The organism is Lactobacillus sp. ESL0681, assembly GCF_029392835.1.
Lineage (GTDB): Bacteria > Bacillota > Bacilli > Lactobacillales > Lactobacillaceae > Lactobacillus.
The window spans coordinates 1,218,824-1,242,235 of record NZ_CP113943.1; the positions used below are offsets into that span (position 1 = coordinate 1,218,824).

The following is a 23,412-nucleotide window of genomic DNA, read 5'->3' on the forward strand; positions in this document are numbered from 1 at the left end:
AAAAAGAAAGCCACGCATCAAAAATAATATCTGCGGGCTTTCTTTGGTTATTCTTCATTTGGATGTTTAACATAATAGCCGACACCGCGACGTGTCACCAAAACTTGCGGTTGAATCGGATTATCTTCAATCTTTTCTCGTAATCGGTGAACTGTCACATCAACGGTGCGCACATCACCAAAGTAGTCATATCCCCAAACAGTTTGCAATAAATGCTCTCGGGTCATCACTTGTCCCATATGTTGAGCTAAATAATACAGCAGTTCAAACTCACGGTGAGTGAGCTCAATTTTTTTACCATCTTTTTCAACGATATAGGCATCTGGCATAATTACCAGATTACCGATAGTAATATTCTTAGTAGAATTATCTTGGTTAGTGGTTTCAACTTGCTTAACAATTGCCCGGCGACGTAAATTGGCCTTAACTCGGGCAACTAATTCACGATTAGAGAATGGCTTGGTGACATAATCATCTGCTCCCATTTCTAGCCCTAGAACTTTATCTATTTCGGTATCCTTGGCAGTGACCATGATAATTGGCATATCATGCTTCTGACGTACTTCACGTGCAACTTCCAATCCATCTTTTTTGGGCAACATCAAGTCCAAAATCATTAAATCAGGATTGTACTCATCAACTTTTTTGACGGCTTCCTCGCCATCGTAAGCAGTCTCAACTTCAAAACCCTCTTTAGTCAAGTTAAACTTGATAATATCAGAGATTGGCTTCTCGTCATCGACCACAAAAATCTTTTTTGGCATCGGAAATCCTCCTTTGCTACTTATTATACTGGTTTTTGCGCCATTAGCAAAAAAGTCACCGAAATTTAATAAAAAAACTTGCATTTCTTAGTAAATAATAGCATAATAGTTTCTGTTGATTATTTATTGCAACATATGGGTGGCTAGCTCAGTTGGTAGAGCAACGGACTCTTAATCCGTGGGTCCAGGGTTCGAGCCCCTGGCCACCCATTAACCTAAAGGAAGACGATCATTAAGTTGATCGCTTTTTTTTGCACTTTTTGGATTTTCAACTAAAACTATTTACTCTTATTCAGCATCAATTAATCAGGATATCACCGCAATCTGATTCAACCTTGATCAAACTATTACTCTCAACAATCTTCTGATTAAATTTATTATCATATTGCTTGCCAAAGAAGTTAATGTCGCAGTCAACTGCTCCCAATTGGTAATTAACTTTTTTAGAAGCTTGATGCATAGTGAAATCACCTGTATCTGTCTTGAAATTTAGGTCTTGCAGCTGTGAATCTGATAATTTGCAATCACCTACATCCGTCTTAAGATTTAACTTTTGCAGTTGTAACCCCTGCAAGCTAAAATCTCCCGCATTATCTTTACCAGTAATTGTTGACAAGATTGCGTTAGTTGGAACAGTAACTTCAATCTTAAGTGCATAGTCAAAGCCTTGATTAGCCCAACCATGCTTGCCAAAGGGTCTTCCAGGACCGTGATCACTAATTTCTAGGGTCCCCTGCTTAACTTTTGCCGAAACAGTAACATTTTCAAAGTCAGTTACTTTGACTTGATATTTATCACCGCGATGGATATCAACGTCAGTTGCTGCTAGATTTAGTTTGATTTTATCAAATTTAGCTGTTGAAACAGTCCGTTTTCGTTGGGCTCCTAACTTAGGCTTTTTTGTACTTGTTTGCTCTATGTTAGCTGTTCTAATGTGTCTATTCTTGAAATGCTTTGCAATTCTTGGTGAATGCTGTATAGCATGTTCATCATGGTGATGGATAACGCCTCCTATTACAATTAGACATAACCCAATAGCGATAACGATAACACTGTTTTTTATAAATTTCTTCATGATTGTTTAAGCTCCTATATAAAGTTAAGTCGAGTTCACTTCACTGTATTATTATCTTATCACAATAAAATAGCAAAATGAAATACTTTTAGATCATAAAATGACACTATTCAAACTATCAAGGCTATTATTAACTGTTGCTATATGGGCTTTAAAAATTTTATCCTGAGTAGTTTACTAGACATTTTGCACTTTTTTAGCAAAATGACTTGCCAAAGAGCCAATTAATTGTTAACATATTTAATTGTCAACAGAAATATTGACATGGGTGGCTAGCTCAGTTGGTAGAGCAACGGACTCTTAATCCGTGGGTCCAGGGTTCGAGCCCCTGGCCACCCACCATAATAGAAATGGCACTGCAAGTAGTCGGTGCTTTTTTTATACCCAATTTTAGAAATAAGTACTAATAGATCGCTAAATTTATTAATCATCATACTAACTAGAACATATTGTCTTTAAACTTACCCACATAAAAAGGAACGTTAAACTTTAGTCTAACGCTCCTTTTTTATTATGCTTCTTTTACCTAATAATTAGAGAAACAGGCTCAAGATCTTGCAAATACCTGATGCCATACCCAATGCAGCTTGTACGATAGCAACCCAAGACATGAAATCATCTCCTTCATAAATAAAATGATACTCCTATATAGGTAATTATTTAAATACATCAAAAAATGCACTAATGCCATCAAGAACTAAGGCTGCAATAGCAAAAAATCCTTTAAGAATCATCTTTATATACCCTCCTTTCGATGCTTTTAAATTAAATTACATACGTTATCTACAAATATATTGTAGAATGTTTCCGCTGTCAAGTGGTTATTTTATATTTGTATACAACAAATTAATAAAAGCCATTAAATAACACAAAATAATTTTTTATTAGTTATTTAATTTACTTTTCTTGATAAAAACCACTTGACAAAATAAGCTTCAGACAATATTATATCTTGTATAATATTAGAAAGGAGCAAGGCATGGCAATTCAAATTCCGACACGCCTGTTAGATGGTGCAGTATTAGCATTTCTTAAGACTGAAGATCTCTATGGCTATGCGTTAACCCAAAAAGTTCAAGCGGTTTTCGACATTTCTGAATCAACTATCTACCCAGTTTTAAGGCGGTTAAAAAAGAATGGCTACTTAGAAACTTACGATGAGCCCTTTCAAGGACGTAATCGGCGATATTATCGCTTAACTTCTCTAGGCTTGACATTACTGCAATCGATCCAATTAGAATGGTGGCAATTCAGTCAAAAAGTTAACACAATTTTGGGAGAAAAACATGGAACAAGCAATTAATGACTATATTTTAGAAGTCGAACAGAACTTAGAGACTTTACCTGAAAGCGATCGCAAAGACGTGTGCGAATTTTACCGAGAATTCTTACTTGATGGTAATTTTACTGATCGCGCTGCTATCGAACAAAACTTAGGAACGCCAACCCAACTGGCACACAAAATTGTCGCAGATTATTCGGTTAATGATTCACGTGAAACAAACGATAAACAAGAACAAACTGAACCATCTTCTTCAAGCAATATGAAGACCATTTGGCACATTATTGTCGGTATTTGCGCTGTTCCGACAGGATTAATTCTAATTATTCCAATTATCGCTGTACTAATTGCCTTACTATGCGCTCTATTCGGTATCTTTCTTGGCCTAATTGGCGTAATTTTCGCATTAACAGTGGCTGGAATTGTTATTGGCTATGTGGCCTGTGGTTTTATCTTTACTGCAAGTTGGCCCGTAGGCGTTTTTTATCTTGGCGTAGGTTTAATCTTAGTTGGGATTGGCTGTTTCCTATGTCCTGCTATCATTATCGTTATTAGATTTTTAATTAATAAATGCACGCAATTTGCCCGTTATCTCGGTAGCAAGTTATTTAAAAAACAATACTACCAAACCACCTCACATAACAAGGAGAACTAACCAATGAAGAAATTTTACAAAATCGGTGCTTTTACCATAGTTATCGGCATAATTCTAGCGATTATTGGCTTTGCTAATCACGGATTTAAAACCATCTCTGGTAACAAATTTAACAATTTTCATGTTGTCACGCAAAGGCCTAAACCTAAGAAAAAGGTAATTAATGTTCCGAAATTTAAGCAAATTGATATCGATGTTGATGAAGCCGATGTTTATATTCATCGAGGTAATAAATTTCAGGTAACCACTACCAACTACTCAGATACACCTATTACAGCAAAAGTTTCTAACCAGAAGCAGCTCTCAATAAGTGGTAAAGAATCATCTTATTGGATTAACTTTGGCAACTCCAATCACAACTCTCGCATCGAAATTACACTGCCAAAAAAGGCTGCTTTAACTAAAATTACTAGTAAAAACGACGAAGGGGACTTAATTTTAGAACATTTAACAATGGATCAACTGGATTTAGATATCGATGAAGGAGATATCAGTCTAAATAATGTTACGATTAACAAGAAAGGGAATTTTAACTCTAGCGAAGGGAATTTTACCATCGACTCATCCCGACTAACTAACAGTGATTTTGATAGCGATGAAGGTGACATTGACATTAAGAATAGTAAAATTCAAACTATTTCAACTACTCAAGATGAAGGAGATCTTACTTTTAGAAACTGTTCTCTAAGTGGCCATAATTCTGCCACGCTTTCCGAAGGCGATTTTAGGCTTAATCCATTACCAAAAAACACTAGTTTCAATCTTAGAACTGATGATGACACGATTATCTTTGGCAACAGACATGTTTCTAGCCACTTCGTCAAAAACGTTAATAACTCTAAAAATAAATTAACAGTTACTTCTGATGACGGGGAGATTATAATTAGGTAATAAGCAAAAAGCTTGGTTCCTTAAATAGTCACTTACTTGGTAAAAAGCATATAATTAAATTAAAGGATTTTTGATAAAGTAAGTTATTTTATCTTTTCATTGTAGGGGGAAAAATGTCCCAAATAACTGATAATTACATTACGAATTTAGCAAAATATTTAACAGATTTGTCTGATATCGAGCGAACAAATAACCTTAATTTTTACCGTGAATTTTTGCTGGATGGTGACTTTCAAACCAAAGAAGAAATTGAAAAAGAATTGGGAACCCCTGCTGAATTAGCCAAGTTAATTAAACAAGACTACGAGCGAATCAAAGCGAAAACAGCAGTTTCTAAAAATGAAGCATCAGCCAGTGACAATTATGTACGCGGCTTTCATGTGGAGAAGAACCCTTTACGTAAACGCACCATTTTACCAACTAAATTTGGCAAAATCAAACTCAGTTTGATCAACGCAGATGTCTTTATTCATCAAGGTGAGCGCTTGGCAATTTTTATTGCTGATTATAACAGTCGTCCAGTTAATGCAGTGGTAGCCAATCAAACTCTACTAATCGATGAATTGCCTAGCAAAGAAGAAAATCATCACCTCCTACTTAATTGGCAAACTGGCGGCAGCCGGATTGAAGTGATCATCCCTAAACAAAATTCAATAACTAAGATTAGTGGTACAAATATTGATGGTGATATCATTTTACAGAATCTACAGTTGAATGAGATTTCTCTAACTCAAAGAAACGGTAACACTCTGATTAACAATGTCAATGTTAACAAAAACTTTCAGTTATCCTCAAAAAACGGTGACTTAACTTTAGTTCAAACCAAGATTGTCAAAGGAATTTTTGACATTCACAATGGCGATACTAACATCAAGCGTAGCATTTTAAAACGATTTACTTTAGAAAGTACAAACGGCGATGCTAGCTTTAGCCAATGCAATCTTACCCTAAAATTTCAGGCTAAAAATGGTGATATTAAAATCAAACAAAGTCAATTTATCAACAAAACTACTATCATCTTAGCTGCTGGGGATCTATATTTGAACCAATTGGCGCATGATATTAGTTATCAATTGGCAACTGAACATGGCAACATTATTTATCACAGGTCAAGCATTGGAACTAAATTTTACAGTAAAACCTCTTTGAATGACTGGCTTAAAGTAACTGCTAACACTGGTGACATTATCATTTATTAATTAACAATTGAGCAAACAAGATTTTAAAAGCAGGCTAGATTTCGCTAGTCTGCTTTTAACGTTTATTCTTCTTAAAAAATTTTGCTAATTCTTCCCCGTACTCTGGCATACCTAAGAAAGCACAATTATCAATTGCCTTAGTACATTGATTTAAGTAAGCTTCTTTACGATCATATTGATAATTAATCATATTTTTAAGCATAACCAAGACATTCTTGTAAAAAAACAACTCTGGTTTAGTTTCTATCTGATCAGCCGCAGCGATAAAATATTTTGTTTCATCATATTTTTTATTTTCAATACATTGAATTATCAAATTAGCTATGATACTAAGCAAGATTGTTTGAACTTTAACATCATTACTATTTGAAACCTGTTTAGTTATATTTCTACAGATTAATAAATTGCTTTCTAAGTCATAGAACATCATAAAGTTGCAATACAGCAATAAAGTTGCTTTATCAAAACTGGGACTACTGAAGATTTTATCTTTGAGTAATTCCTTTTCTGCTTCATTCAAATCCTCATTATCTACATCAGCAATATATGCATCAATATAAAGTAAATCATCTTTTTGGTTTGGAAAGTCATTTTCAATAATGACTTTTCTAATCTTTAAAAGTTCTGCTTTAGAATTCCGATAATAAGCATCATTTATCAAGTGGATTAAATCACGTTCTTGGTCATATTTTGACTGCCTTTTTTTATTTAATTCACTAAAAAAGTCTACAATTGAAATATTATTATGATTTAGGATAGCCAGTAAATCCTCTGCGGAAATTCTACTAATATTTTTTTCAACTTTTGCGTAAAACGATGGGCTTATTACTTCTCCAACCCATTCTTTCTGGGTTTTTCGTTGCTGGATACGATAATCTTTTAACAGTTCACCAATCGTCATTATTCATTCCTCCTTAATTTGTCAAATATAGTTATTAATTGTCAAATATAGTTATTAATTGTCAAATATGCCGTCTTTACTAAGTCTTATTATAACCAAAACATACTTATATATAACATCGAATTAAGATAGGCTGAAAATTATGGACATTTTAAAAAAATAAGAATTATCGTAAATTTACAATTGCTAGTTAGGCTGAACTATGCTTTATTCGGATTAATAATAATTAGCATAGTAGTATTTCTTGTTACTTTAACTGTTATGTTCAAAACAAGAAGTATTCAGCAATTAACAACAGATAAGCCCGCAGAATAAATCAAACGTTCAAAACTAATTGACTAACTTCTGTCCTTTGTGAAAAATGAATGATCTATTTAAAAAAGTCCGCCAATGCGGACTCTTTCTTTTACAGTTAGACTAATAAAAAATAGTTAATTTTAGCTGCTCCAATAATTTTTAACCCAATTTTACTCTAAGCGCATCAGTTAATACTTTTGAAAAATTGATGCCCATTTTTTCTCCTTTAAGAGCTAGATCCCTAGGAATCGACGTGTTTTTCTTAACCATAACTGGCTTAGTAATTGCTTTTGCTTCCAGCATATCAGCTGTTATATAACTGACAATTTTACCAGGATTAGCCTTTTGAATCTCTTCCAGCGTACTACTAGTAAATTTTTTATCCGAATTAATAAGAATACCTTCTAATCCTTCTTTGCCACTTGTTATAGCTTGTGCAATACCTGTGCCATAACCATATGCTCCTGGAACATCAGGAAAAGTTACAGTGTAATCACCTTTAGCATCTTCAGAATCATCAATCACTGCTGGAAATGCATAATATCTGTCTTCAGTATAAGCTGTCATTTTATATCCCCTATTAAATTTAATTACATTTTTATATTATCTTGTTTTTTATTTTACGTATTAGTACGCACCTTGTCAAAAGCAAAGATTACCTAAACTTCTCCCTTTATTTGCTTAAGTATTGCCTTATAAAGACCCGTGCCAATGCTATCTTTGCGACTTGAATAGGGCACCGTAACAAGATGACCAGCTGCATCTTTAAAGTTATGGTGATCTCCAGTTATGTTGCGTTCTGAGAAACCGTATTCCTTCAGAAGTTTTAATACATCTGCTGCCGTATATTGGATCATAAGATTTATCCCTTTACTTTAAAATAAAGTTATTTGCTAAAAATGGCGTTTTCATAATACGCTCTAATACGTATAATTATAGCATAAAATTAAGTTATTCAACTTTTTTATTTCTCTATATTGTTCACCATCTTGTAACTTTATTTATACTCATTTAGAAATTTTTCGATTTTCCCTTTAGTTTTTCAAATATGGTTGCTAAATGTCAAATATGCCAATTTCTCCCAACTTATTATAAACAAAATATACTAAAAGTAACGTTAATGGAGGAGAAAATTATGGGCATTTTTTTAAAAAATAAGAATTATCGTAAATTTACAGTTGCTAGTTGGTTATCCAGTGCTGGTAACATTTTATTTTATTTAGCACTTATGACTTATGCTAGTAAACTTAAAAACTACACTTTAGCACTATCATTAATTTCGATTACTGAAGCTATCCCTGATTTATTACAAACGGTTAGTGGCTATTTTGCTGATAAAACTAGAAACAAGTTTAAAGTCATGATTTGGTTGGCCATTATTCGCTTTGTACTATACGTAGCTGTTGGAATTCTTTTTGTTACTAACCTTGCAGGCTGGAACCTAGTCCTAATGGTAATTGGGATCAACTTCATTTCCGACCTTGCAGGTATGTATTCTAGTGGCTTACAGACCCCTATCATTGTCGATCTTGTTGGTGAAAATGAAATGTCTGAAGCTCAAGGCTTTACTGGTGGAATTTCCCAATTAATTACTATGGGAGCTCAATTTGTTGGCTCTGCTTTATTATTATTTATGTCCTATTCCACTTTAGCCATAGTTAATGCCTTAACGTTCTTAATGGCCGGTCTTATGTTTGCCAATATTGCAGCTAGTCTTAAAAAGAGCCAAACTACAAAAACAATTCAAACAGTTAATGAACGAAACTTTTTCACTACCTTTAAAACTTCAATTAAGCAAGCTAGCGAAGCTCATAGCTTATTGACTGTTGTCATAGTTGTCGCATTACTAAATGGCTTACTAAGTGCCATTGAACCGCTAATTTCAATTTCCTTTGCCGCTAACAGAGGTATGCTACTTGGAACCTATAGTTTTACCATCGCTCTTTTTGGAGCAGTTGTTTCCATCGGAACAGCTCTAGGCAGTGCAATCGGAACAAAATTACTCGAAAAGACCTCACTATTTATTATCATTTTACTGGATACTATTGCCAGTACCTGTATGATAATCGCCATGATTAACAAAAATACCATTGCCTGCCTAATTTTTGGGGCTATGCTGGGCTTCTTTGCCGGAACTGCTGGACCTAAACTAATTCAATGGCTAGTTACCTCAGTTGATCGTAAAATCTTAGCTTCTTCAATGGGGGCAGTTAATACTATTCTTGCAATTGCCGGGCCAATAATGACTACCATTTTTACTAGCATTGTTGGTGCAAGTAGTCTCAATTATGCCTTGTATGGGTTACTTGTAGTAGGTGTGATAATTTTTATTGTTACCTTTTATGTAATGCTCAAATCTCAAAAAAGTAGTGAGATTGATCCTGAAGTTGAAGTAAACAAATAAAAATTTTCGCCAACGCGAACTTTTAATTTCACAATTAAACCAATTAAGTTATTCAACTAATTCATGTAAAATGCATTTAACAGTATTAAGTAAATCAGTTATTGGCTTAAGAAAAAAAGTATGTTACGAAAAGCAGCAGGGTAAAGGCTAAGAGTTTATTACCCACAAAAAGTTGACACTAACAAAAATAATATCAAAATTGCATACCACTTTTAAACATGCTACAATACCAGTGTAAAGCAAAAGAAGCTCTACTGTTAATAGAGCTTCTCAACGTAGAACCGTCTTCAAAGGACGGTGGCTACCAAACAATATTTGAAACAAATACGTCCTGTAACTGCCAAGTTATTATTCAGGGCGTTTTTGTTTGCGACTATTTCTTGTGACTGTCGATATACGTCAACAAATCAATGAGAAACGTAACTGATAACAACACTAATGTTGCTACTTCGTATCCACTCACAATGACTACCTTTCTACTAGGAGATTGGATTATTAGTCCATTGAATGCCATAAGCATCATCTTCTTTCAATACGAATTATTTATAAAAAATACATGCGGATAAACACTATAAAGCAAAAGATGCTGTCTAGGTCTATTATCCAGGTCAACATCGTCAATAAAGAAGCCATCTGTACCCTTTATTCGATAATTTGCTGTAGAATAAGTCAAATTACCCTTGTCATCTCCCATCAGATCAAATGTACTTGATTCACGATCAACCAGAACCTTCTCTCCCTTTTTTAAAAGCTTTTTTGGTGCTCCATTTGCAAAATCATAAGCATAAATTTTATTTTTACTATTCATTTTAACAATAACTGTAGCATAATTAGTTATAAGATAATGGCCATTAATCTCTGCAACATTTATAGATTTAATATATCCGTCATGACCGATACTATAATATTTTTTCCCTTAATAGTTTTGTATGGTAAATAAAAACTATTCTCATTGTCATCATAAAAAATATCGCAAGGCTTCTGATCTAACGATATTTTGTTTATTTTTCTAATGAACCATCCGGATATTTCCCAATTAATAGTACTGGCGTTTCCGATAACGTATTATTTTTAAGAAACTGCTTCAATTGTTTAACTGAAGTATTAGCAATTTTTCTATTTTTACCAGTTAATTTATTTGCTAATACTTGAACTTGGTTTAACAGGTCTGAAGTAGGCTCATTGCTATCCTTAGCAGTCATTACACGTAATTCCGCTTTAATCAATGGCTGTAAAGCTTTATTGGATAGGTTTTTGTTGCGAATCCCATTAATGTAATTAGTGTAGCCTTTATATTTACCATCCTTAGAGACTAAATCAACAGAAATACCATTTTTAATAGTCGAAAGTCGCTTTACTTTAAATAGTGTATGATTCTTAACAAGCTTCTTTAGCACCTTTTGACTATATGATTTACCGCCCTTAGCTGCTGTATTCTTATACAGTGCTCCTTTAGTAGCATGAGGTAATTCAAAAATGTATCCTGCATTAGCTAACTTTTTAGTCCAAGCTTTATCAGTTACACGCTTAGGGTTCTCTACTTGTGCAGCTTGAACCGGAGTATTACTTGTGATAGCTAATAGCTGTCCTGTTGATACCATTGTTAGTACAGCTAAAACTTTAATTATTTTTTTCATATGCTTACCTCACTAGTACCATTAATGTGATTGCCAAAATTTATAGTTCAACATATTTTATTGGAAAAATAATTGAAGACTTTTGGGTAGATCTTTTCTAAAGCACAAAAGATTAATAATAAGTAGCAAAATTTTATCAAGACATTTGGTAATTCACTAAAAATATTTATATTATGAATAAGTATCTGTATTTGATAGTCAAAGAAATCAGTTACTGCCAAAACTAATACGGTAACAACAAAATGTACAGCAAATTCAAAGTGTAGCAATTTTTTAGAATTATTTTGGACTTTCTTTAGCTTCTTCATAAGTTACATCTACTTTATCTATAAGTTATTAATCCAACTTCTTATACGTATTACCTTTATATTTATAATATACCATTTTAAATAAGCGCTTTCAATAAAAACATAAAATAATTGTAGACCAATTCTAAAATTATTGGCTATACAACAATTTTTTCTATAATCTCATCTTGACATCTTTTAAACAATGGGCTTAATAATAAAGCACTTTTTTGACTTACCAATTTAAAGGATTTTTATTTTTTAAAAATCATACCACTTGATGATTTAATTATGAAAACATGAAAATTTAGCCTATATACTATAAACCACTAAAAATATGGAATATTACACTAAAAAAACAGCAAAAAACCAATCCGCAATGGATTGGTTTTTTAAAACATTATCTTTTATGTGTAATATACATAAGTTTATCTTAGTTTTGACTTTGAGAATTACTTTCACTAGCAGCATGAGCAACTGGAGCGGCAAAAGATGCGGCGCCACCAATTCCTAAAATAACTGCACGTCTAGCTTCATCTAAAAGACGTTGGCCAACATTTACTAATGAGTGAACAGTAATTACAACACCATCAACAATTAATGGAGCGATTCCAAGAACAGGAATTGCACTGAATACACCGAGTACCCATTCAGCTACATCAAAAACTACTTCAGTTATAGCATGAGCAATAAAAGTAACACCTTGTGCAGCTGCATCAATTCCGATAGAAGCTAAGTTTACAACAGAGCCATAAACACTTTCAGCTAGTTCTCTATCAGCTTCGTCAGCTTCAGTAGTATCCTCTTCTTCATCCTCACCATCTTCATCAGTCATATCTAAATCAGGGTCGTTTTCTTTAGCCTTTTGATTTTCATCATAGATCTTCAATGGACCGACAATAGATAGTGCTGCAACTGGTGCTAAAACAAGAGAGCGGCGAATTGTACTCCAAGCATATTGGAATCCATGCCACAATGAGTCTACTCCTATTAATACCCCATCAACAATTAATGGTGCAATACCAACAACAGGAATTGCACTAGCAACTCCTAAAACGATCATTGCCGCATACGCAACAGCATTAATTGGTTCTGCGACTAAGCTTTCAACTACATCAGCCGCTAAGTTAATCCCATTTGCGACAGCAAGTGAACTACAGATAGCATCTGCCTCTGACATTGCTTTGTCAGATTTACCTTGATTACTCGGATCAGTTGCAGTCTCATTTGCATCTTCATCAGTAGTAGCTGCTGTGTGAGCTTCTTCATTATTGGTAGTATTTTCTGCCGGCTTATCTTGATCAGTAGCAGTATTAGATGAACTAGTACTATCTACTGCTGACGCATTATCAGTTGTATCAACATCTGATGCATTGTCATGATTAGCTGTTGGTTCTTGATTACTATCAACAACTTCTGACTCTTGAGCTGCTGAATCAGTATTCTCATTTGCATTAGAATCTGGTTCAGCAACACTAGTAGCCTGATTTTCATCCGAAATAGCTGTTGTAGTCTGCACTATATCGTTGTCAGATTGTGCTGCATATACTTTTGAATTGTCATTTGACATAAACATTAGTGATGCAGCAACTAGTGAGCCTGCAATAGCTATTGGAACAGTATTTCGACGCATTATATCCCCTCCTAAAAATTAAATCAACTATATTTTCCATTTTAAGTATATTACATCTACAAATAATACAACACTTGTTATTTTTAGTCAAACTAAGAATTAATTAACTCAATTGCTTAAAAGTCTGGCTATACTAGGCTTCATTACCAACTATAATTTTCTCATTTACTTACTGCTGAACATCAATCACAAAGGAATTAATATCACCGCGATACTTAGCGATCGAGTACTCAATTGGTTGCTCATCAATCGTCATCCCCTGAGTATGAAAATTAAAAATTGGCTTACCTTGAGCAACATTCAATAAACTTGCTATTGTTTCATCGGCTTCAAGTACTTCCAACTTACGAATTACATGGGTAACTTTTAAGTCATATTTTTCCAGCACTTTATATAAGGAATCTTTAGCAAAATCATACTTGATTAACTCTGGCACCCTTTTTTGGGGAATATATGTCGTGACTAAAACTGTTGGCTGATCATTTGCATAACGCAGTCTTACTAGCTTAAAAACAGGCTCTGCTTCTTTGATATGCAAGCTATTTGCCACTTCTGCTTTAGCTGCTTCTGCTTTAAAGTAAAGCAAGTTAGTCTTGGGGTACATACCTTTAGCACTCATTTCACTGCTATAACTTTCGATTAGATGCGTGAATTCTTGCTCAATTTTGGTCTTTTTTACTAAAGTTCCCCGTTTACGGCGACGCTCCAAGTATCCCTGATTAACCAAATTAGAAATTGCCTGACGCACGGTTGGCCTGCTAACCTGATACTTTTGTGCCAATTCAGTTTCAGCAGGAATAATGGTTCCTAATGGATAAATACCTGTCTGGATTTTCTGCAAAAGATCATCTGCGATTATTTTATATTTGGGAAGATTCGGTATTGCCATATAGATTCTCTGCTTTCTAACTTGTTAATTTATGTTATGACATAAATACTATACCATGCAAAAAGCCGGTGTTAAAGCAAAATCTCCATTGCTTACATCGACCTTTTTAAAAGCAGTTACAACTTTTAAACTTCTAAAAAACTTACCTTATCTTCAGCAAAACGTTTCTTCAACGCATCAATAATTTTGATACCAGAACTAGTCCCAATTCGTTCTGCCCCTGCACTAATCATCGCCAAGAAGTCATCAGTATTTCTAATTCCACCTGCTGCCTTGACTTTAACCGTCGATCCAACCGTTTGCTTCATTAATTTAACGTCTTCTACTTTAGCTCCCGATGTACCAAAACCAGTTGACGTTTTAATAAAATCTGGCTTAACTTTTTTCGCAATCAAAGCTAATTGTTCAATTTCAGCTTTGGTTAAATAACAATTTTCAAAAATAACTTTGCAAGGTACTTGTTGGTCGTAACAAGCAGTCACCATTTGTGTCATTTCATCTTCTAGATATGCCCAATTGTGCGCCCGTACTTGAGTTAGATTAACTACATAATCAATTTCATTGGCACCATTTTGGATAGCATCCTTAGTCTCAGCTACCTTAGCAGCAATTGATGTCTGCCCTAGTGGAAAACTAATTGCTGCACCAGTATCAATATCAGTTCCCTGCAGTTGCTCTGAACAATATTTTGACTGCACCTGATTAATTGCCACCATCTTAAAATGATATTCTTTAGCTTCAGCACAGAGTTGCTTCATATCTGCTTCAGTCGCGTCAGCATGCAAATTAGTGTGATCGATTAAGCGTGCAAAATCATCAATTGTATATTTCATTTCTATTCTCCTTTTGTTATTACTTATTGTAATAATATAGCTACAAACACTTAAAAATTATATTTTTTGTAATTACATATTATTAATATAACACAATTTTATAACCATTGCATTAAACATTAGCAGCTTTAGCAATCAAGTAATAATAAAAATTTGCTTATAAATTTACGTGGATATAATTACAATTGTTATGCTTTACACAGCAGCTCTTTTTCTTATTAAGTAATTCATGATAAAATTACTTAGTAACATTATTGTAAGGAAGGCATCCATGGTTAAGCACCAATATTACTATCACGATCTAAGCGATGATCTGGTCACAACTAAAGATCAAGACTATCACTTAGCTTCTAACTACACAATTCTTCCTACTTCTGCTGGACATAGGTTCTGGTCAACAATCATCAAGCGGGTTGCTCATTTAGCCAGTATAATTTATAATCGAGTAATTGTACGCGTCCATATAATAGGAAAAGAAAAACTAGCAGCAGCTCATGGACAGGGATATTTTATTTATGGCAATCATACCCAAGCCTTTGGCGATGCGATTTTGCCACTAAGCTTTTTACCAGCTAATAATTATTACGCAATCTGTGCCCAAGCTAATTGGAGTATTCCCATACTTGGTAAACTAGTCGTGCCCTATTTCGGCTTACCAGTTGGTTATAACTTACAGGAATCTGGTAAACTAGTTAAGGCTGTTAAAAAAGTTATTAAAGCCAGCAAAACAGTGGTCATTTATCCCGAAGCGCACGTTTGGCCTTATTACACTAAAATTAGACCATTTAGTGCAACTAGTATGCATTTCCCAATTGCACTTAATGTACCAAGTTTTGTCATGACAACCACTTATCACCGTCCTAAAAGAGGTAAGCAGCCTCAAATCATAGTTTATCTTGATGGTCCATTTTATCCTGATAATAATTTAAATAAGAAACAAGCTCAAAATAAATTGCACAAGCAAATTTATACAATGATGCAGAAACGAGCAGCATTGAGTGACTATCAATATTGCACTTACACAAAGAAAGATTAAGGAGTTCTAAATGAATATTCTTTTTTGCGGCGATCATCACGCTGAAGACGGTATCTTGATTGCTATCCTATCTTTATTAAAAAATTCTGGAGCTAAAGAACTACATATTTATATTTTTACAATGTATGCTCAAAGCTACAAAAAGCAGTTTCAGCCTTTTAGCAAACACACCGCAGATTATTTAAATTCACTTTTAACTAAACAAAATTCCAAAAACACATTAAAGCTAATTGATTGTACTGGTGTCTTTGTTAAGGAGCCACCTCTAGCCAATATGGGAACTCACTTTACTCCTTATGCCATGTTGCGCTTATTTGCGGATCAAATTCCACAATTACCAGATAAGATTTTATACCTTGATGCAGATGTAATTATTAGACGTGAGTTGACTGAGCTTTACGAACATGATCTAACCAATACTGAATTTGCCGGCGTACTTGACTATTGGGGGCGCTTCTTTTATCACAACTTACACGAACACAAAGCATTTGACTATATCAATTCTGGAGTTCTGCTGTTAAATTTAGCAGAAATTAAACGTACCCGCTTATTTGCCAGAATCAGGCAACTATTACAAACCAAAACTGTCTTAATGCCTGATCAAGCAGCACTTAATCGCTTAGCACGCGAAAAAAGGATCCTGCCACGCCGCTACAATGAGCAATACAAACTAAAACCCGATACTGTTATACAACACTTCACTACTAGTTTTCGATTCTTGCCATTTTTCCATACACAAACAGTCAAACCTTGGGAGGTTGACCGCGTTCACGATGTGTTAAAATTACACGAATATGATGATTTATTAGACGATTACCTTGCTATTAAAGATAACCTAGTTAAAAATTGATATTTTAGAGGAGATTAATTCATGACTATCCCAGTTTTTTATACAATTAGTGACGATTTTACCAAATATGCCGCTATCTCGCTTAATTCTCTAGTTAAACATGCAAACAGCACTAACGACTACACTGTACATTTTCTGAGTCAAGATTTAACTGCCAAGCATCAGCATGATCTACAAGAGTTAGGCAGTGATAACGTTCATATTGAGTTTTGTAAAATTAACGATGAATTAGTTGCTCCGATTCAAAATCGCAAAGAAAACTATTTACGAGCAGACTTTTTTACAATGTCGATTTTCTACCGATTATTTATCCCTGACCTATTTCCTCAATATGATAAGGCCATCTATATTGATAGTGATACCATCATTAATGATGACATTGCTAAGCTATATAACACTGAGCTAAATAATAACTTATTTGCAGCTTGTACAGATTTGTCAATCCAATATGTTGACAAAATGGTAACTTATATCAAAGAAGTCTTAGCTCTTGATCCTAAAAAATACATTAATTCTGGAATGCTTGTACTAAACTGTCGTGCCTTTCGTGAAGAAGGGTTTATCGATCACTTCATGAGCCTTTTAACCAAATATCACTTTGACTGTATTGCGCCTGATCAAGATTACTTGAATGAAATCTGTGATGGACGGATTTTGCACCTTGATCCTAAATGGGATGCAATGCCAAACGATAATATGGAGCCTCTTACAGATCCTAGTCTAATTCACTACAATCTTTTCTTTAAGCCATGGCATTTTTATGACGTGCAATATGACCAATATTTCTGGGACAGTGCTAAAGAAACTAAGTTTTATGACGAGCTACAAGCCGAGCGCAGCAACTACACTGACAAGCAGCGTACTGATGATCGACAAAAACTCGATAAAATGTTAACCAAAAAAGATCAAACTATCAATGATCCCAATAATTGGGCACGGATCAAAGAACAAGGACCAGTTAATTTATGATTATCGGCGACAAGCGCGAACAAGTAATTCAAAATATCAAGCAAGCAGCTAATCACGAACACTTTACCGCTAAAACTGAAATTGGAGATCCTGTTTTGTCTTTAAATGAGCGAACAAGATTAGTCAGTGATTTTTGGCAGGATCAAAGTAGCTTAAAAGGTAAGATAAATAACAAAATTGGCCATGCAATTTTTAATATTTTGGTACATACATTAACTGCTTCTACCAAATTCGATGGATTAGAAAACCTCAAAGATATCCCTACTGACGGTGCAATTGTTACAGCTAATCACTTTAATCAAATTGACGAATTTGCCATTAAACACCTTGCAAGTAAAACTCACCATCAATTAGCAATTGTAATTGAAGATACCAATTTAAAATTGCCTGGTTTTTTAAGTTATTTAATGCACTATGTCGGAACTATTCCTCTAATTAGGAGCACTAACTATATGGGTAACGAATTTCCTAAACACTTGCATGATGCGCTTGCCAAAAATAATTGGGTTTTAATTTACCCAGAGCAAGAAATGTGGTGGAACTATCGCAAACCACGCAAGTTACAGCGCGGCGCCTATTATTTTGCAGCTAAACAAAATGTTCCTATTATTTCAACTTTTATTGAAATTCAAACTATAAATAAGAAAGAAAAAGATCACCCTAACTTTTACAAGACCAAGTATATAGTCCATGTTTTACCACCAATTTATCCGCAACCCGAGCTAAGTCTTAAACAAAATTCGCAGCAGATGCTCGAAAAAGACTATCAACAAAAGGTAGCAGCTTATGAGAAGTGTTATCATAAAAAACTAGACTATCGCTTTACACCATGGGACATCGCTGGTTGGTGTAATGAATAAATATATAAGCTAATTAATAGACTTTATGCCGTTAAAAGATTATCATAATCATAAGAATAACGTTTGAATAAAAGAGAAAGAGATGTTTTTAATGGAAAAATTCACAAAAGAATCTTTAGCAAAATTTGATGGTAAGAATGGTAACCCTGCATACGTTGCGATTGACGGTACTGTTTACGATGTAACTGGCAATTCTCATTGGACTGATGGTGAACATCACGGTGTTGAAGCTGGTCGTGACTTGACTGAGGCAATTGCTCAATCTCCTCACGGTAAGAGTGTATTAGGTAACTTAAAAGAAGTTGGCACATACAGCGAAGACTAATTAAGTTCAATATAATAACAAAAATGTCTGGATACTTCCTCTTTATAAGGATTATTCAGACATTTTTGTTTTGGTTTGTTATTTTATACTAACTAGTTAAAATTAGCTTGCTTAACATAGCGATTATTATCAATTGTATAGTAAGCTTTATTTTTAATAGTTACCGGCTTGCCGTATGTACGCAATGTTTGACCTGCCTTGACAACCTGACGACCAACTCGTTGACCATACCGATTATAAATATAAGCATTATGAGTAAGCCCACGTTTAGTGCCATCAATGTTATCTGCCGGAATTCGTTCACCATTACCGAATTCATAAAATTCTTGACCATTAATCGTTTCAGATACAGCAGCATAACACATTGACCCTACACTAAGAATTAATTTATTAGTCCGCTGACCATTTTGATCATAGATATAAGTATCTCGCTTAACATTGCCATTGACTACAATTCCCTCAATATAGCCAGGACGCTGCGGTGTAGCAGCGTTATCATTAAGATCTGCCTTTTTAACAAATTGATCATTGCCAATACTGTAATATTCTTCGCCATGCATGACTACAGGATCACCATAAGTCGCAATACTAGTGCCACCTTTAAGTTTACCCTGACTAGTAGCCTCACCATATTGATTATAAATAACAGAATTGTGAGTCACAGTCCAAGTTTTATTATCAATATTACCGGCAGCCAAATATAAATCTTGACCTAAACTATAAAACTTACGTCCATTAATAATCTTAGTGCCATAAGTTGCAACCTTAGTACCAGTTTTCAAAGCAACGTCGTTAGTTCGTTGACCATTTTGATCATAAATATAAGCATTATGAAATAATTCTTTTTCGACCCCTTGGTCAGCAGTCGCAGTTTTAGTGGCTGTATTCGTAGTATCGGCTGCCTTAACCACTTGATTATTAAGCATTAGTGTGCTGCCTGCAGCAACACCAGTTAAACCTAAGCTAGCAACTACCAATGTGCTAACTTTAATATCTTTTATCTTTCCCAACATCATCATATCCTTTCAATTAGTTTCCTAAGTTATATAATACAGTATAACTTAACTTTATCAAATATTTATTTTGATTTGTTATATAACAAAAAAGGTACAATATCACTCAACATAGCAATATCATACCCTTTTGGCTCAAAAAGCTTGACTTTAAGAATTCATTTGTAAATACTTTTCTGCGTTACGCAAATCAACAATTGAAAGTTGTCCTGGAGCTGAGGTTTGACCAACAGCTCCAAACGATAAGCTCGATCCAAAGACCTGCCCTGCAATCCGACTTACCTTACCTAAATCTCCCATCGCCATCGTAATCAGCGGATTAGCTAGTTGGTCATGGACATTTGTAGTTGCTGCTAAAAGCGTTAAGACATCTTGTGGTGTTTGCGGCATACATGCTAATTTAGGTACATCCGCACCTAATTGTGCCATCTTATTTAGTCTGAACTCAATCACATCTTGCCCAGGAACCTTTTCAAAGTCATGATTACTCATAATTACCACCACATTATACTTATGAGCTAACTCAACTAGTTCCACTATCTGTTTTTCATTATGAAAAAGTTCAATATCTACCGCATCACCTAAGCGATTGGTAATAATCGTCTGCAACAATTCAAGATAGGCAGATTCTGCTAAATCACACACGCCTCCTTCGTTCTTAGTTCTGAAAGTTACCAAAATAGGTAATTCGCCAACTAATTCACGTAATTGCTGTGCAGTAGCAACCAATTGCTCATTATCTTCAATACCTTCAGTATAGTAGTCAATCCGCCACTCCATAAGATCAGGACTAGCTGCAACTATTTCCTTGGCATTAGTAATGATTTCCGCCTTGGTTTTACCAACATTGGGGACAGCAATTTTAGGTAAGCCTTCACCTAAAATTATATTTCTGATTTTTACAGTTGCCATGGGTTACCTCAATTATTTGTCTTCATCAGCAAACATAATTTGTTTAATATAATCAGTAGGCATATCTTGACCCGTCCACAACTTAAACGAAGCAGCACCTTGTTCGATCATCATTCCAATTCCGTCAAAAACATGTTCAACTCCGGCTTTTTGTGCAACCTTCATCAGTTTAGTTGTTCGCGGAGAATATACTGTATCAAAAACAACCATATCCTTATGGAACCAAGTTGGATCTTCAACTAAAGTTTTATCTTCTAATGGTTTCATCCCCACGCCAGTTGCGTCACAATAAATATCACTAGCTGCGATTGCCGCTTTAAATGCTTCTTGATCATCAAGATTAGTCAATGAAGCTTTGCAATTGGTATTTTCTTGGATAGTTTTAACAGTCTTTTCCGCTTGTTCCCATTTAGCATCTTTAATATTGAAAATCTTAATTTCCTTAACTCCATCAAGAGCTGATTGAACTGCAATTGGAGTAGCAGCACCGCCAGCGCCAGTTAAAGTCATTACCTTGTCTTTAACAGAAATGCCTTCATCCTTTAAAGCTTGCACAAAGCCAATTCCATCAGTTGTATAACCGGTCAACGTCCCGTGATCGTTAACAATCGTATTAACTGCATCACACATTTTTGATGCTGGTGATAGCTTATCCAAATATTGCATAACTGCATTTTTATTCGGCATTGACACATTCGAACCACGCATATCTAACGTTCTAATTGCATCAACTGCTTTACCCAATTTGTCATTACCCACTTCAAAACAAAGGTAAGCATAATTTAACCCTAACTTAGCAAATGCATTGTTGTGCATCGTCGGTGACATTGAGTGCCGAATTGGATCTGCCATCAGTCCGATTAAATACGTATGTCCATCTAACCAACCTGTAATTGGTCCATTTATACCTGTAATTTTATTAGCCATAATTTTTTCTCCTTTATTTAAATAATTTAATTACCATTAATCAGCGTTAGTATTATAAGCTGCTGCTGTACCAGCAACAAAACCAGAAGCATAGCTCCAGGAATTCATCATACTTGGCATTGAATCCTTACCATTAGCTCCGCCCACAATCTCACCAGCAGCATAAAAATTAGTAATTGGTTCTAGTTCTGTATCCAATAATTCCATTTGTGGTGTAGTTTCATAGCCACCTAAGGTTGTACAAAAACGCAACTTTTGTTCAATAACATAATAGGTATCACCCTCATACTCATGCATAAACTTAGCTGAACGACCAAATTCTGTGTCGCGACCTGTCTTAACTGCAGCCGTATAATCCGCTAGCGTCTTTTGTAGATTAGCATAATCTATTCCAGCTTTTTGGGCAACCTCGGCTAAGTTACCTTTAACCAAAACTGGACTCTGTTTTCCTTCCAAAGCAAAATAGCCAGCAATTTCTTCAGCTGTAAAGCCATATTTTAGTAACAAGGCATAGAATCTCTGCCAAATTCGCTCATCTATTACAATATATGCTGTTTGATCTTTTTGAGCAGCAATGGCATCCCTAAAATGAGTATACGGCGCAGATTCATTGACAATTCGTTTACCAGCATGATTAACAAAGATTGCACCCATATCCGTAGCTTCTTTAGTAGAATATGTGGTTAACTTAGCGATGCCCGGTTCTACTTCCAAGCCATGTGGATATACCTTATACCAATCCAGATTACGTGTTACTAAGTTCATGTTTTTAGCAAAATCAAAATAATCACCAGTCGAAGTCATTGGCCCATAGTAAGGAATATTCGTCTTGTGTTCACGATAATCACGTGCACCCCAGCCACCAGCTGCTAAAATTAATGACTTAAAATTAACTGTAGTTGTCTGATGCTTACCCTCTGCAACTAAGGATACTAATTTATCACTATCATTTTTAAGAAGTTCTTCAACACGCGCATCTAATAAGATCTTCCCGCCTTTTGCTTCAAAAGCCTTGGCCACCTTAGTTATAACTTCATACGAACTTTCAGATGGCATTTCAATCTGCCGATCAACCGAGTGCTCTACTGTTTGTGTTTCAGCCTTTTGATATTGTAAATCAGCAAATTCAGTAATAAAATCAACTGCTTGCCCAATATTATTGGCAAGTAAATCTGACAACATTGGATAATTAGTCCCGCGACATTCACGCGCAATATCTTTGACTAAGCGGCTAGCAGAATCTTTTTGAGCTTCTGCACCCAATAACCTAGCAGAGACTTTTGAACCTGTACCAACCACGTTTGAACCGTTTAAGGCAGTTGCACCACCTAAGTAGCCGTTCTTTTCTAATACTAAAACCTTTTTACCCATTGCTAATGCCCGCGATGCAGCCATTAGGCCAGCCATTCCAGATCCAACGACTGCAACATCAACATCTAGAGTAACACTTTTATGTTCTGGCTTATTCTGCGACTGGGCAGGTTTAATATCATTATCCTTAAGTGCCTTTTGTCCTGCATCAAGCATAGCTTGCGTCATAATTGAAGCACCTGAAACTGCATCAACAGCAAAACTCTGTTCATCCAGTACATTCTGCTTTAATTTACCAAAAACTTGATCAAAAATAGCTGGAGTTTCTGAACTCTTTGTTACCTGCAAATCGGTAATTTTATTTCCATCTACAGCAATATCAAAATCAATTTGACCATTACGCCCTTGAGCCTGTGCTTTAATTTTTTTAGTTGTCATATTGAACCTTTCTTTTTAATTGTG

General features: G+C 34.9%; 24 protein-coding genes and 2 tRNA genes. 12 read left to right on the forward strand and 14 right to left on the reverse strand.

Annotated features, from left to right (window positions below; translation table 11 throughout):
- Positions 1–47 precede the first annotated feature (47 nt).
- Positions 48–764, reverse strand: a complete 717-nt coding sequence (yycF, locus tag OZX59_RS05810) for a response regulator YycF (RefSeq protein ID WP_277125164.1) — start codon at positions 762–764, stop codon at positions 48–50.
- A 137-nt stretch (positions 765–901) separates the two neighbouring features.
- Between yycF and OZX59_RS05815 the strand changes: the two genes are divergently transcribed.
- Positions 902–974: transfer RNA gene (locus OZX59_RS05815), tRNA-Lys, on the forward strand.
- Positions 975–1,062: 88 nt separating this feature from the next.
- Here OZX59_RS05815 and OZX59_RS05820 read toward each other — a convergent pair.
- A complete protein-coding gene (locus OZX59_RS05820; RefSeq protein WP_277125166.1) occupies positions 1,063–1,839 on the reverse strand; it encodes a DUF4097 family beta strand repeat-containing protein in 777 nt (258 codons plus the stop codon).
- 266 nt (positions 1,840–2,105) lie between these two features.
- Here OZX59_RS05820 and OZX59_RS05825 point away from each other — a divergent pair.
- From OZX59_RS05825 to OZX59_RS05845, 5 genes are all read left to right on the forward strand, one after another.
- A tRNA-Lys gene (locus tag OZX59_RS05825) sits at positions 2,106–2,181 on the forward strand.
- Between the two features lie 637 nt (positions 2,182–2,818).
- The gene (locus OZX59_RS05830) at positions 2,819–3,142 is read left to right on the forward strand and encodes a PadR family transcriptional regulator (protein ID WP_277125168.1); all 324 of its coding nucleotides are present in this window, start codon (positions 2,819–2,821) and stop codon (positions 3,140–3,142) included.
- Positions 3,126–3,776, forward strand: a complete 651-nt coding sequence (locus OZX59_RS05835; RefSeq protein ID WP_277125170.1) for a DUF1700 domain-containing protein — start codon at positions 3,126–3,128, stop codon at positions 3,774–3,776. Before OZX59_RS05830 ends, OZX59_RS05835 begins: the two co-directional genes overlap by 17 nt.
- Positions 3,777–3,779: 3 nt before the next feature.
- Positions 3,780–4,667 carry a DUF4097 family beta strand repeat-containing protein gene (locus OZX59_RS05840; protein WP_277125172.1) on the forward strand — a complete coding sequence of 296 codons (888 nt, stop codon included), beginning with the start codon at positions 3,780–3,782 and terminating at the stop codon, positions 4,665–4,667.
- Between the two features lie 113 nt (positions 4,668–4,780).
- Complete coding sequence (locus OZX59_RS05845) at positions 4,781–5,866, forward strand: DUF4097 family beta strand repeat-containing protein (RefSeq protein WP_277125174.1); 1,086 nt, start codon at positions 4,781–4,783, stop codon at positions 5,864–5,866.
- Between the two features lie 55 nt (positions 5,867–5,921).
- Here the strand turns inward: OZX59_RS05845 and OZX59_RS05850 are convergent, their stop codons facing one another.
- The 3 genes from OZX59_RS05850 to OZX59_RS05860 all read right to left on the reverse strand — a co-directional run bounded on the left by OZX59_RS05850 (position 5,922) and on the right by OZX59_RS05860 (position 7,921).
- Positions 5,922–6,767, reverse strand: coding sequence for an Rgg/GadR/MutR family transcriptional regulator (locus OZX59_RS05850; protein WP_277125176.1), 846 nt, complete (start codon positions 6,765–6,767; stop codon positions 5,922–5,924).
- A gap of 456 nt (positions 6,768–7,223) precedes the next feature.
- Entirely contained in the window at positions 7,224–7,631 is a 408-nt protein-coding gene (locus OZX59_RS05855) for a type II toxin-antitoxin system HicB family antitoxin (protein WP_277125178.1), read from the reverse strand.
- Positions 7,632–7,723: 92 nt separating this feature from the next.
- On the reverse strand, positions 7,724–7,921 hold the full coding sequence (locus OZX59_RS05860; protein ID WP_277125180.1) for a type II toxin-antitoxin system HicA family toxin: 198 nt from the start codon (positions 7,919–7,921) through the stop codon (positions 7,724–7,726).
- A gap of 278 nt (positions 7,922–8,199) precedes the next feature.
- On the opposite strand from OZX59_RS05860, the gene OZX59_RS05865 reads away from it, so the two are divergent.
- On the forward strand, positions 8,200–9,468 hold the full coding sequence (locus tag OZX59_RS05865) for an MFS transporter (RefSeq protein ID WP_277125181.1): 1,269 nt from the start codon (positions 8,200–8,202) through the stop codon (positions 9,466–9,468).
- A gap of 529 nt (positions 9,469–9,997) precedes the next feature.
- Here OZX59_RS05865 and OZX59_RS05870 read toward each other — a convergent pair.
- From OZX59_RS05870 to deoC, 5 genes are all read right to left on the reverse strand, one after another.
- Positions 9,998–10,276: a hypothetical protein gene (locus OZX59_RS05870; protein ID WP_277125182.1), complete on the reverse strand. Its 279-nt coding sequence runs from the start codon at positions 10,274–10,276 to the stop codon at positions 9,998–10,000.
- 193 nt (positions 10,277–10,469) lie between these two features.
- Positions 10,470–11,105, reverse strand: coding sequence for a hypothetical protein (locus OZX59_RS05875; RefSeq protein ID WP_277125184.1), 636 nt, complete (start codon positions 11,103–11,105; stop codon positions 10,470–10,472).
- 720 nt (positions 11,106–11,825) lie between these two features.
- On the reverse strand, positions 11,826–13,025 hold the full coding sequence (locus OZX59_RS05880) for a hypothetical protein (protein WP_277125186.1): 1,200 nt from the start codon (positions 13,023–13,025) through the stop codon (positions 11,826–11,828).
- Positions 13,026–13,194: 169 nt separating this feature from the next.
- A complete protein-coding gene (locus OZX59_RS05885; RefSeq protein WP_277125188.1) occupies positions 13,195–13,914 on the reverse strand; it encodes a GntR family transcriptional regulator in 720 nt (239 codons plus the stop codon).
- A 125-nt stretch (positions 13,915–14,039) separates the two neighbouring features.
- Complete coding sequence (deoC, locus tag OZX59_RS05890) at positions 14,040–14,747, reverse strand: deoxyribose-phosphate aldolase (RefSeq protein WP_277125190.1); 708 nt, start codon at positions 14,745–14,747, stop codon at positions 14,040–14,042.
- Between the two features lie 271 nt (positions 14,748–15,018).
- On the opposite strand from deoC, the gene OZX59_RS05895 reads away from it, so the two are divergent.
- The 5 genes from OZX59_RS05895 to OZX59_RS05915 all read left to right on the forward strand — a co-directional run bounded on the left by OZX59_RS05895 (position 15,019) and on the right by OZX59_RS05915 (position 18,787).
- On the forward strand, positions 15,019–15,783 hold the full coding sequence (locus OZX59_RS05895; protein WP_277125191.1) for a 1-acyl-sn-glycerol-3-phosphate acyltransferase: 765 nt from the start codon (positions 15,019–15,021) through the stop codon (positions 15,781–15,783).
- 10 nt (positions 15,784–15,793) lie between these two features.
- Positions 15,794–16,633, forward strand: coding sequence for a glycosyltransferase family 8 protein (locus tag OZX59_RS05900; RefSeq protein WP_277125193.1), 840 nt, complete (start codon positions 15,794–15,796; stop codon positions 16,631–16,633).
- Positions 16,634–16,654: 21 nt separating this feature from the next.
- Positions 16,655–17,602: a glycosyltransferase family 8 protein gene (locus OZX59_RS05905; RefSeq protein ID WP_277125195.1), complete on the forward strand. Its 948-nt coding sequence runs from the start codon at positions 16,655–16,657 to the stop codon at positions 17,600–17,602.
- Positions 17,599–18,462: a lysophospholipid acyltransferase family protein gene (locus OZX59_RS05910; RefSeq protein ID WP_277125196.1), complete on the forward strand. Its 864-nt coding sequence runs from the start codon at positions 17,599–17,601 to the stop codon at positions 18,460–18,462. The genes OZX59_RS05905 and OZX59_RS05910 overlap by 4 nt, the downstream gene beginning before the upstream one ends.
- 91 nt (positions 18,463–18,553) lie before the next feature.
- Positions 18,554–18,787, forward strand: coding sequence for a cytochrome b5 domain-containing protein (locus OZX59_RS05915; protein ID WP_277125198.1), 234 nt, complete (start codon positions 18,554–18,556; stop codon positions 18,785–18,787).
- A gap of 92 nt (positions 18,788–18,879) precedes the next feature.
- Here OZX59_RS05915 and OZX59_RS05920 read toward each other — a convergent pair whose 3' ends face one another.
- From OZX59_RS05920 to OZX59_RS05935, 4 genes are all read right to left on the reverse strand, one after another.
- Positions 18,880–19,806: an SLAP domain-containing protein gene (locus OZX59_RS05920; protein WP_277125200.1), complete on the reverse strand. Its 927-nt coding sequence runs from the start codon at positions 19,804–19,806 to the stop codon at positions 18,880–18,882.
- Positions 19,807–19,950: 144 nt separating this feature from the next.
- The gene (gene aroD / locus OZX59_RS05925) at positions 19,951–20,712 is read right to left on the reverse strand and encodes a type I 3-dehydroquinate dehydratase (RefSeq protein ID WP_277125202.1); all 762 of its coding nucleotides are present in this window, start codon (positions 20,710–20,712) and stop codon (positions 19,951–19,953) included.
- Positions 20,713–20,724: 12 nt separating this feature from the next.
- Positions 20,725–21,639: a shikimate dehydrogenase gene (locus tag OZX59_RS05930; RefSeq protein ID WP_277125204.1), complete on the reverse strand. Its 915-nt coding sequence runs from the start codon at positions 21,637–21,639 to the stop codon at positions 20,725–20,727.
- Between the two features lie 36 nt (positions 21,640–21,675).
- A complete protein-coding gene (locus OZX59_RS05935) occupies positions 21,676–23,388 on the reverse strand; it encodes an FAD-dependent oxidoreductase (protein WP_277125205.1) in 1,713 nt (570 codons plus the stop codon).
- Between the last annotated feature and the right edge of the window lie 24 nt (positions 23,389–23,412).

Coding starts and splice junctions, on each gene's coding strand:
- yycF (WP_277125164.1), bottom strand. CDS start 764: ATGCCAAAAAAGATTTTTGTGGTCGATGACGAGAAGCCAATCTCTGAT.
- OZX59_RS05820 (WP_277125166.1), bottom strand. CDS start 1,839: ATGAAGAAATTTATAAAAAACAGTGTTATCGTTATCGCTATTGGGTTA.
- OZX59_RS05830 (WP_277125168.1), top strand. CDS start 2,819: ATGGCAATTCAAATTCCGACACGCCTGTTAGATGGTGCAGTATTAGCA.
- OZX59_RS05835 (WP_277125170.1), top strand. CDS start 3,126: ATGGAACAAGCAATTAATGACTATATTTTAGAAGTCGAACAGAACTTA.
- OZX59_RS05840 (WP_277125172.1), top strand. CDS start 3,780: ATGAAGAAATTTTACAAAATCGGTGCTTTTACCATAGTTATCGGCATA.
- OZX59_RS05845 (WP_277125174.1), top strand. CDS start 4,781: ATGTCCCAAATAACTGATAATTACATTACGAATTTAGCAAAATATTTA.
- OZX59_RS05850 (WP_277125176.1), bottom strand. CDS start 6,767: ATGACGATTGGTGAACTGTTAAAAGATTATCGTATCCAGCAACGAAAA.
- OZX59_RS05855 (WP_277125178.1), bottom strand. CDS start 7,631: ATGACAGCTTATACTGAAGACAGATATTATGCATTTCCAGCAGTGATT.
- OZX59_RS05860 (WP_277125180.1), bottom strand. CDS start 7,921: ATGATCCAATATACGGCAGCAGATGTATTAAAACTTCTGAAGGAATAC.
- OZX59_RS05865 (WP_277125181.1), top strand. CDS start 8,200: ATGGGCATTTTTTTAAAAAATAAGAATTATCGTAAATTTACAGTTGCT.
- OZX59_RS05870 (WP_277125182.1), bottom strand. CDS start 10,276: ATGAATAGTAAAAATAAAATTTATGCTTATGATTTTGCAAATGGAGCA.
- OZX59_RS05875 (WP_277125184.1), bottom strand. CDS start 11,105: ATGAAAAAAATAATTAAAGTTTTAGCTGTACTAACAATGGTATCAACA.
- OZX59_RS05880 (WP_277125186.1), bottom strand. CDS start 13,025: ATGCGTCGAAATACTGTTCCAATAGCTATTGCAGGCTCACTAGTTGCT.
- OZX59_RS05885 (WP_277125188.1), bottom strand. CDS start 13,914: ATGGCAATACCGAATCTTCCCAAATATAAAATAATCGCAGATGATCTT.
- deoC (WP_277125190.1), bottom strand. CDS start 14,747: ATGAAATATACAATTGATGATTTTGCACGCTTAATCGATCACACTAAT.
- OZX59_RS05895 (WP_277125191.1), top strand. CDS start 15,019: ATGGTTAAGCACCAATATTACTATCACGATCTAAGCGATGATCTGGTC.
- OZX59_RS05900 (WP_277125193.1), top strand. CDS start 15,794: ATGAATATTCTTTTTTGCGGCGATCATCACGCTGAAGACGGTATCTTG.
- OZX59_RS05905 (WP_277125195.1), top strand. CDS start 16,655: ATGACTATCCCAGTTTTTTATACAATTAGTGACGATTTTACCAAATAT.
- OZX59_RS05910 (WP_277125196.1), top strand. CDS start 17,599: ATGATTATCGGCGACAAGCGCGAACAAGTAATTCAAAATATCAAGCAA.
- OZX59_RS05915 (WP_277125198.1), top strand. CDS start 18,554: ATGGAAAAATTCACAAAAGAATCTTTAGCAAAATTTGATGGTAAGAAT.
- OZX59_RS05920 (WP_277125200.1), bottom strand. CDS start 19,806: ATGATGATGTTGGGAAAGATAAAAGATATTAAAGTTAGCACATTGGTA.
- aroD (WP_277125202.1), bottom strand. CDS start 20,712: ATGGCAACTGTAAAAATCAGAAATATAATTTTAGGTGAAGGCTTACCT.
- OZX59_RS05930 (WP_277125204.1), bottom strand. CDS start 21,639: ATGGCTAATAAAATTACAGGTATAAATGGACCAATTACAGGTTGGTTA.
- OZX59_RS05935 (WP_277125205.1), bottom strand. CDS start 23,388: ATGACAACTAAAAAAATTAAAGCACAGGCTCAAGGGCGTAATGGTCAA.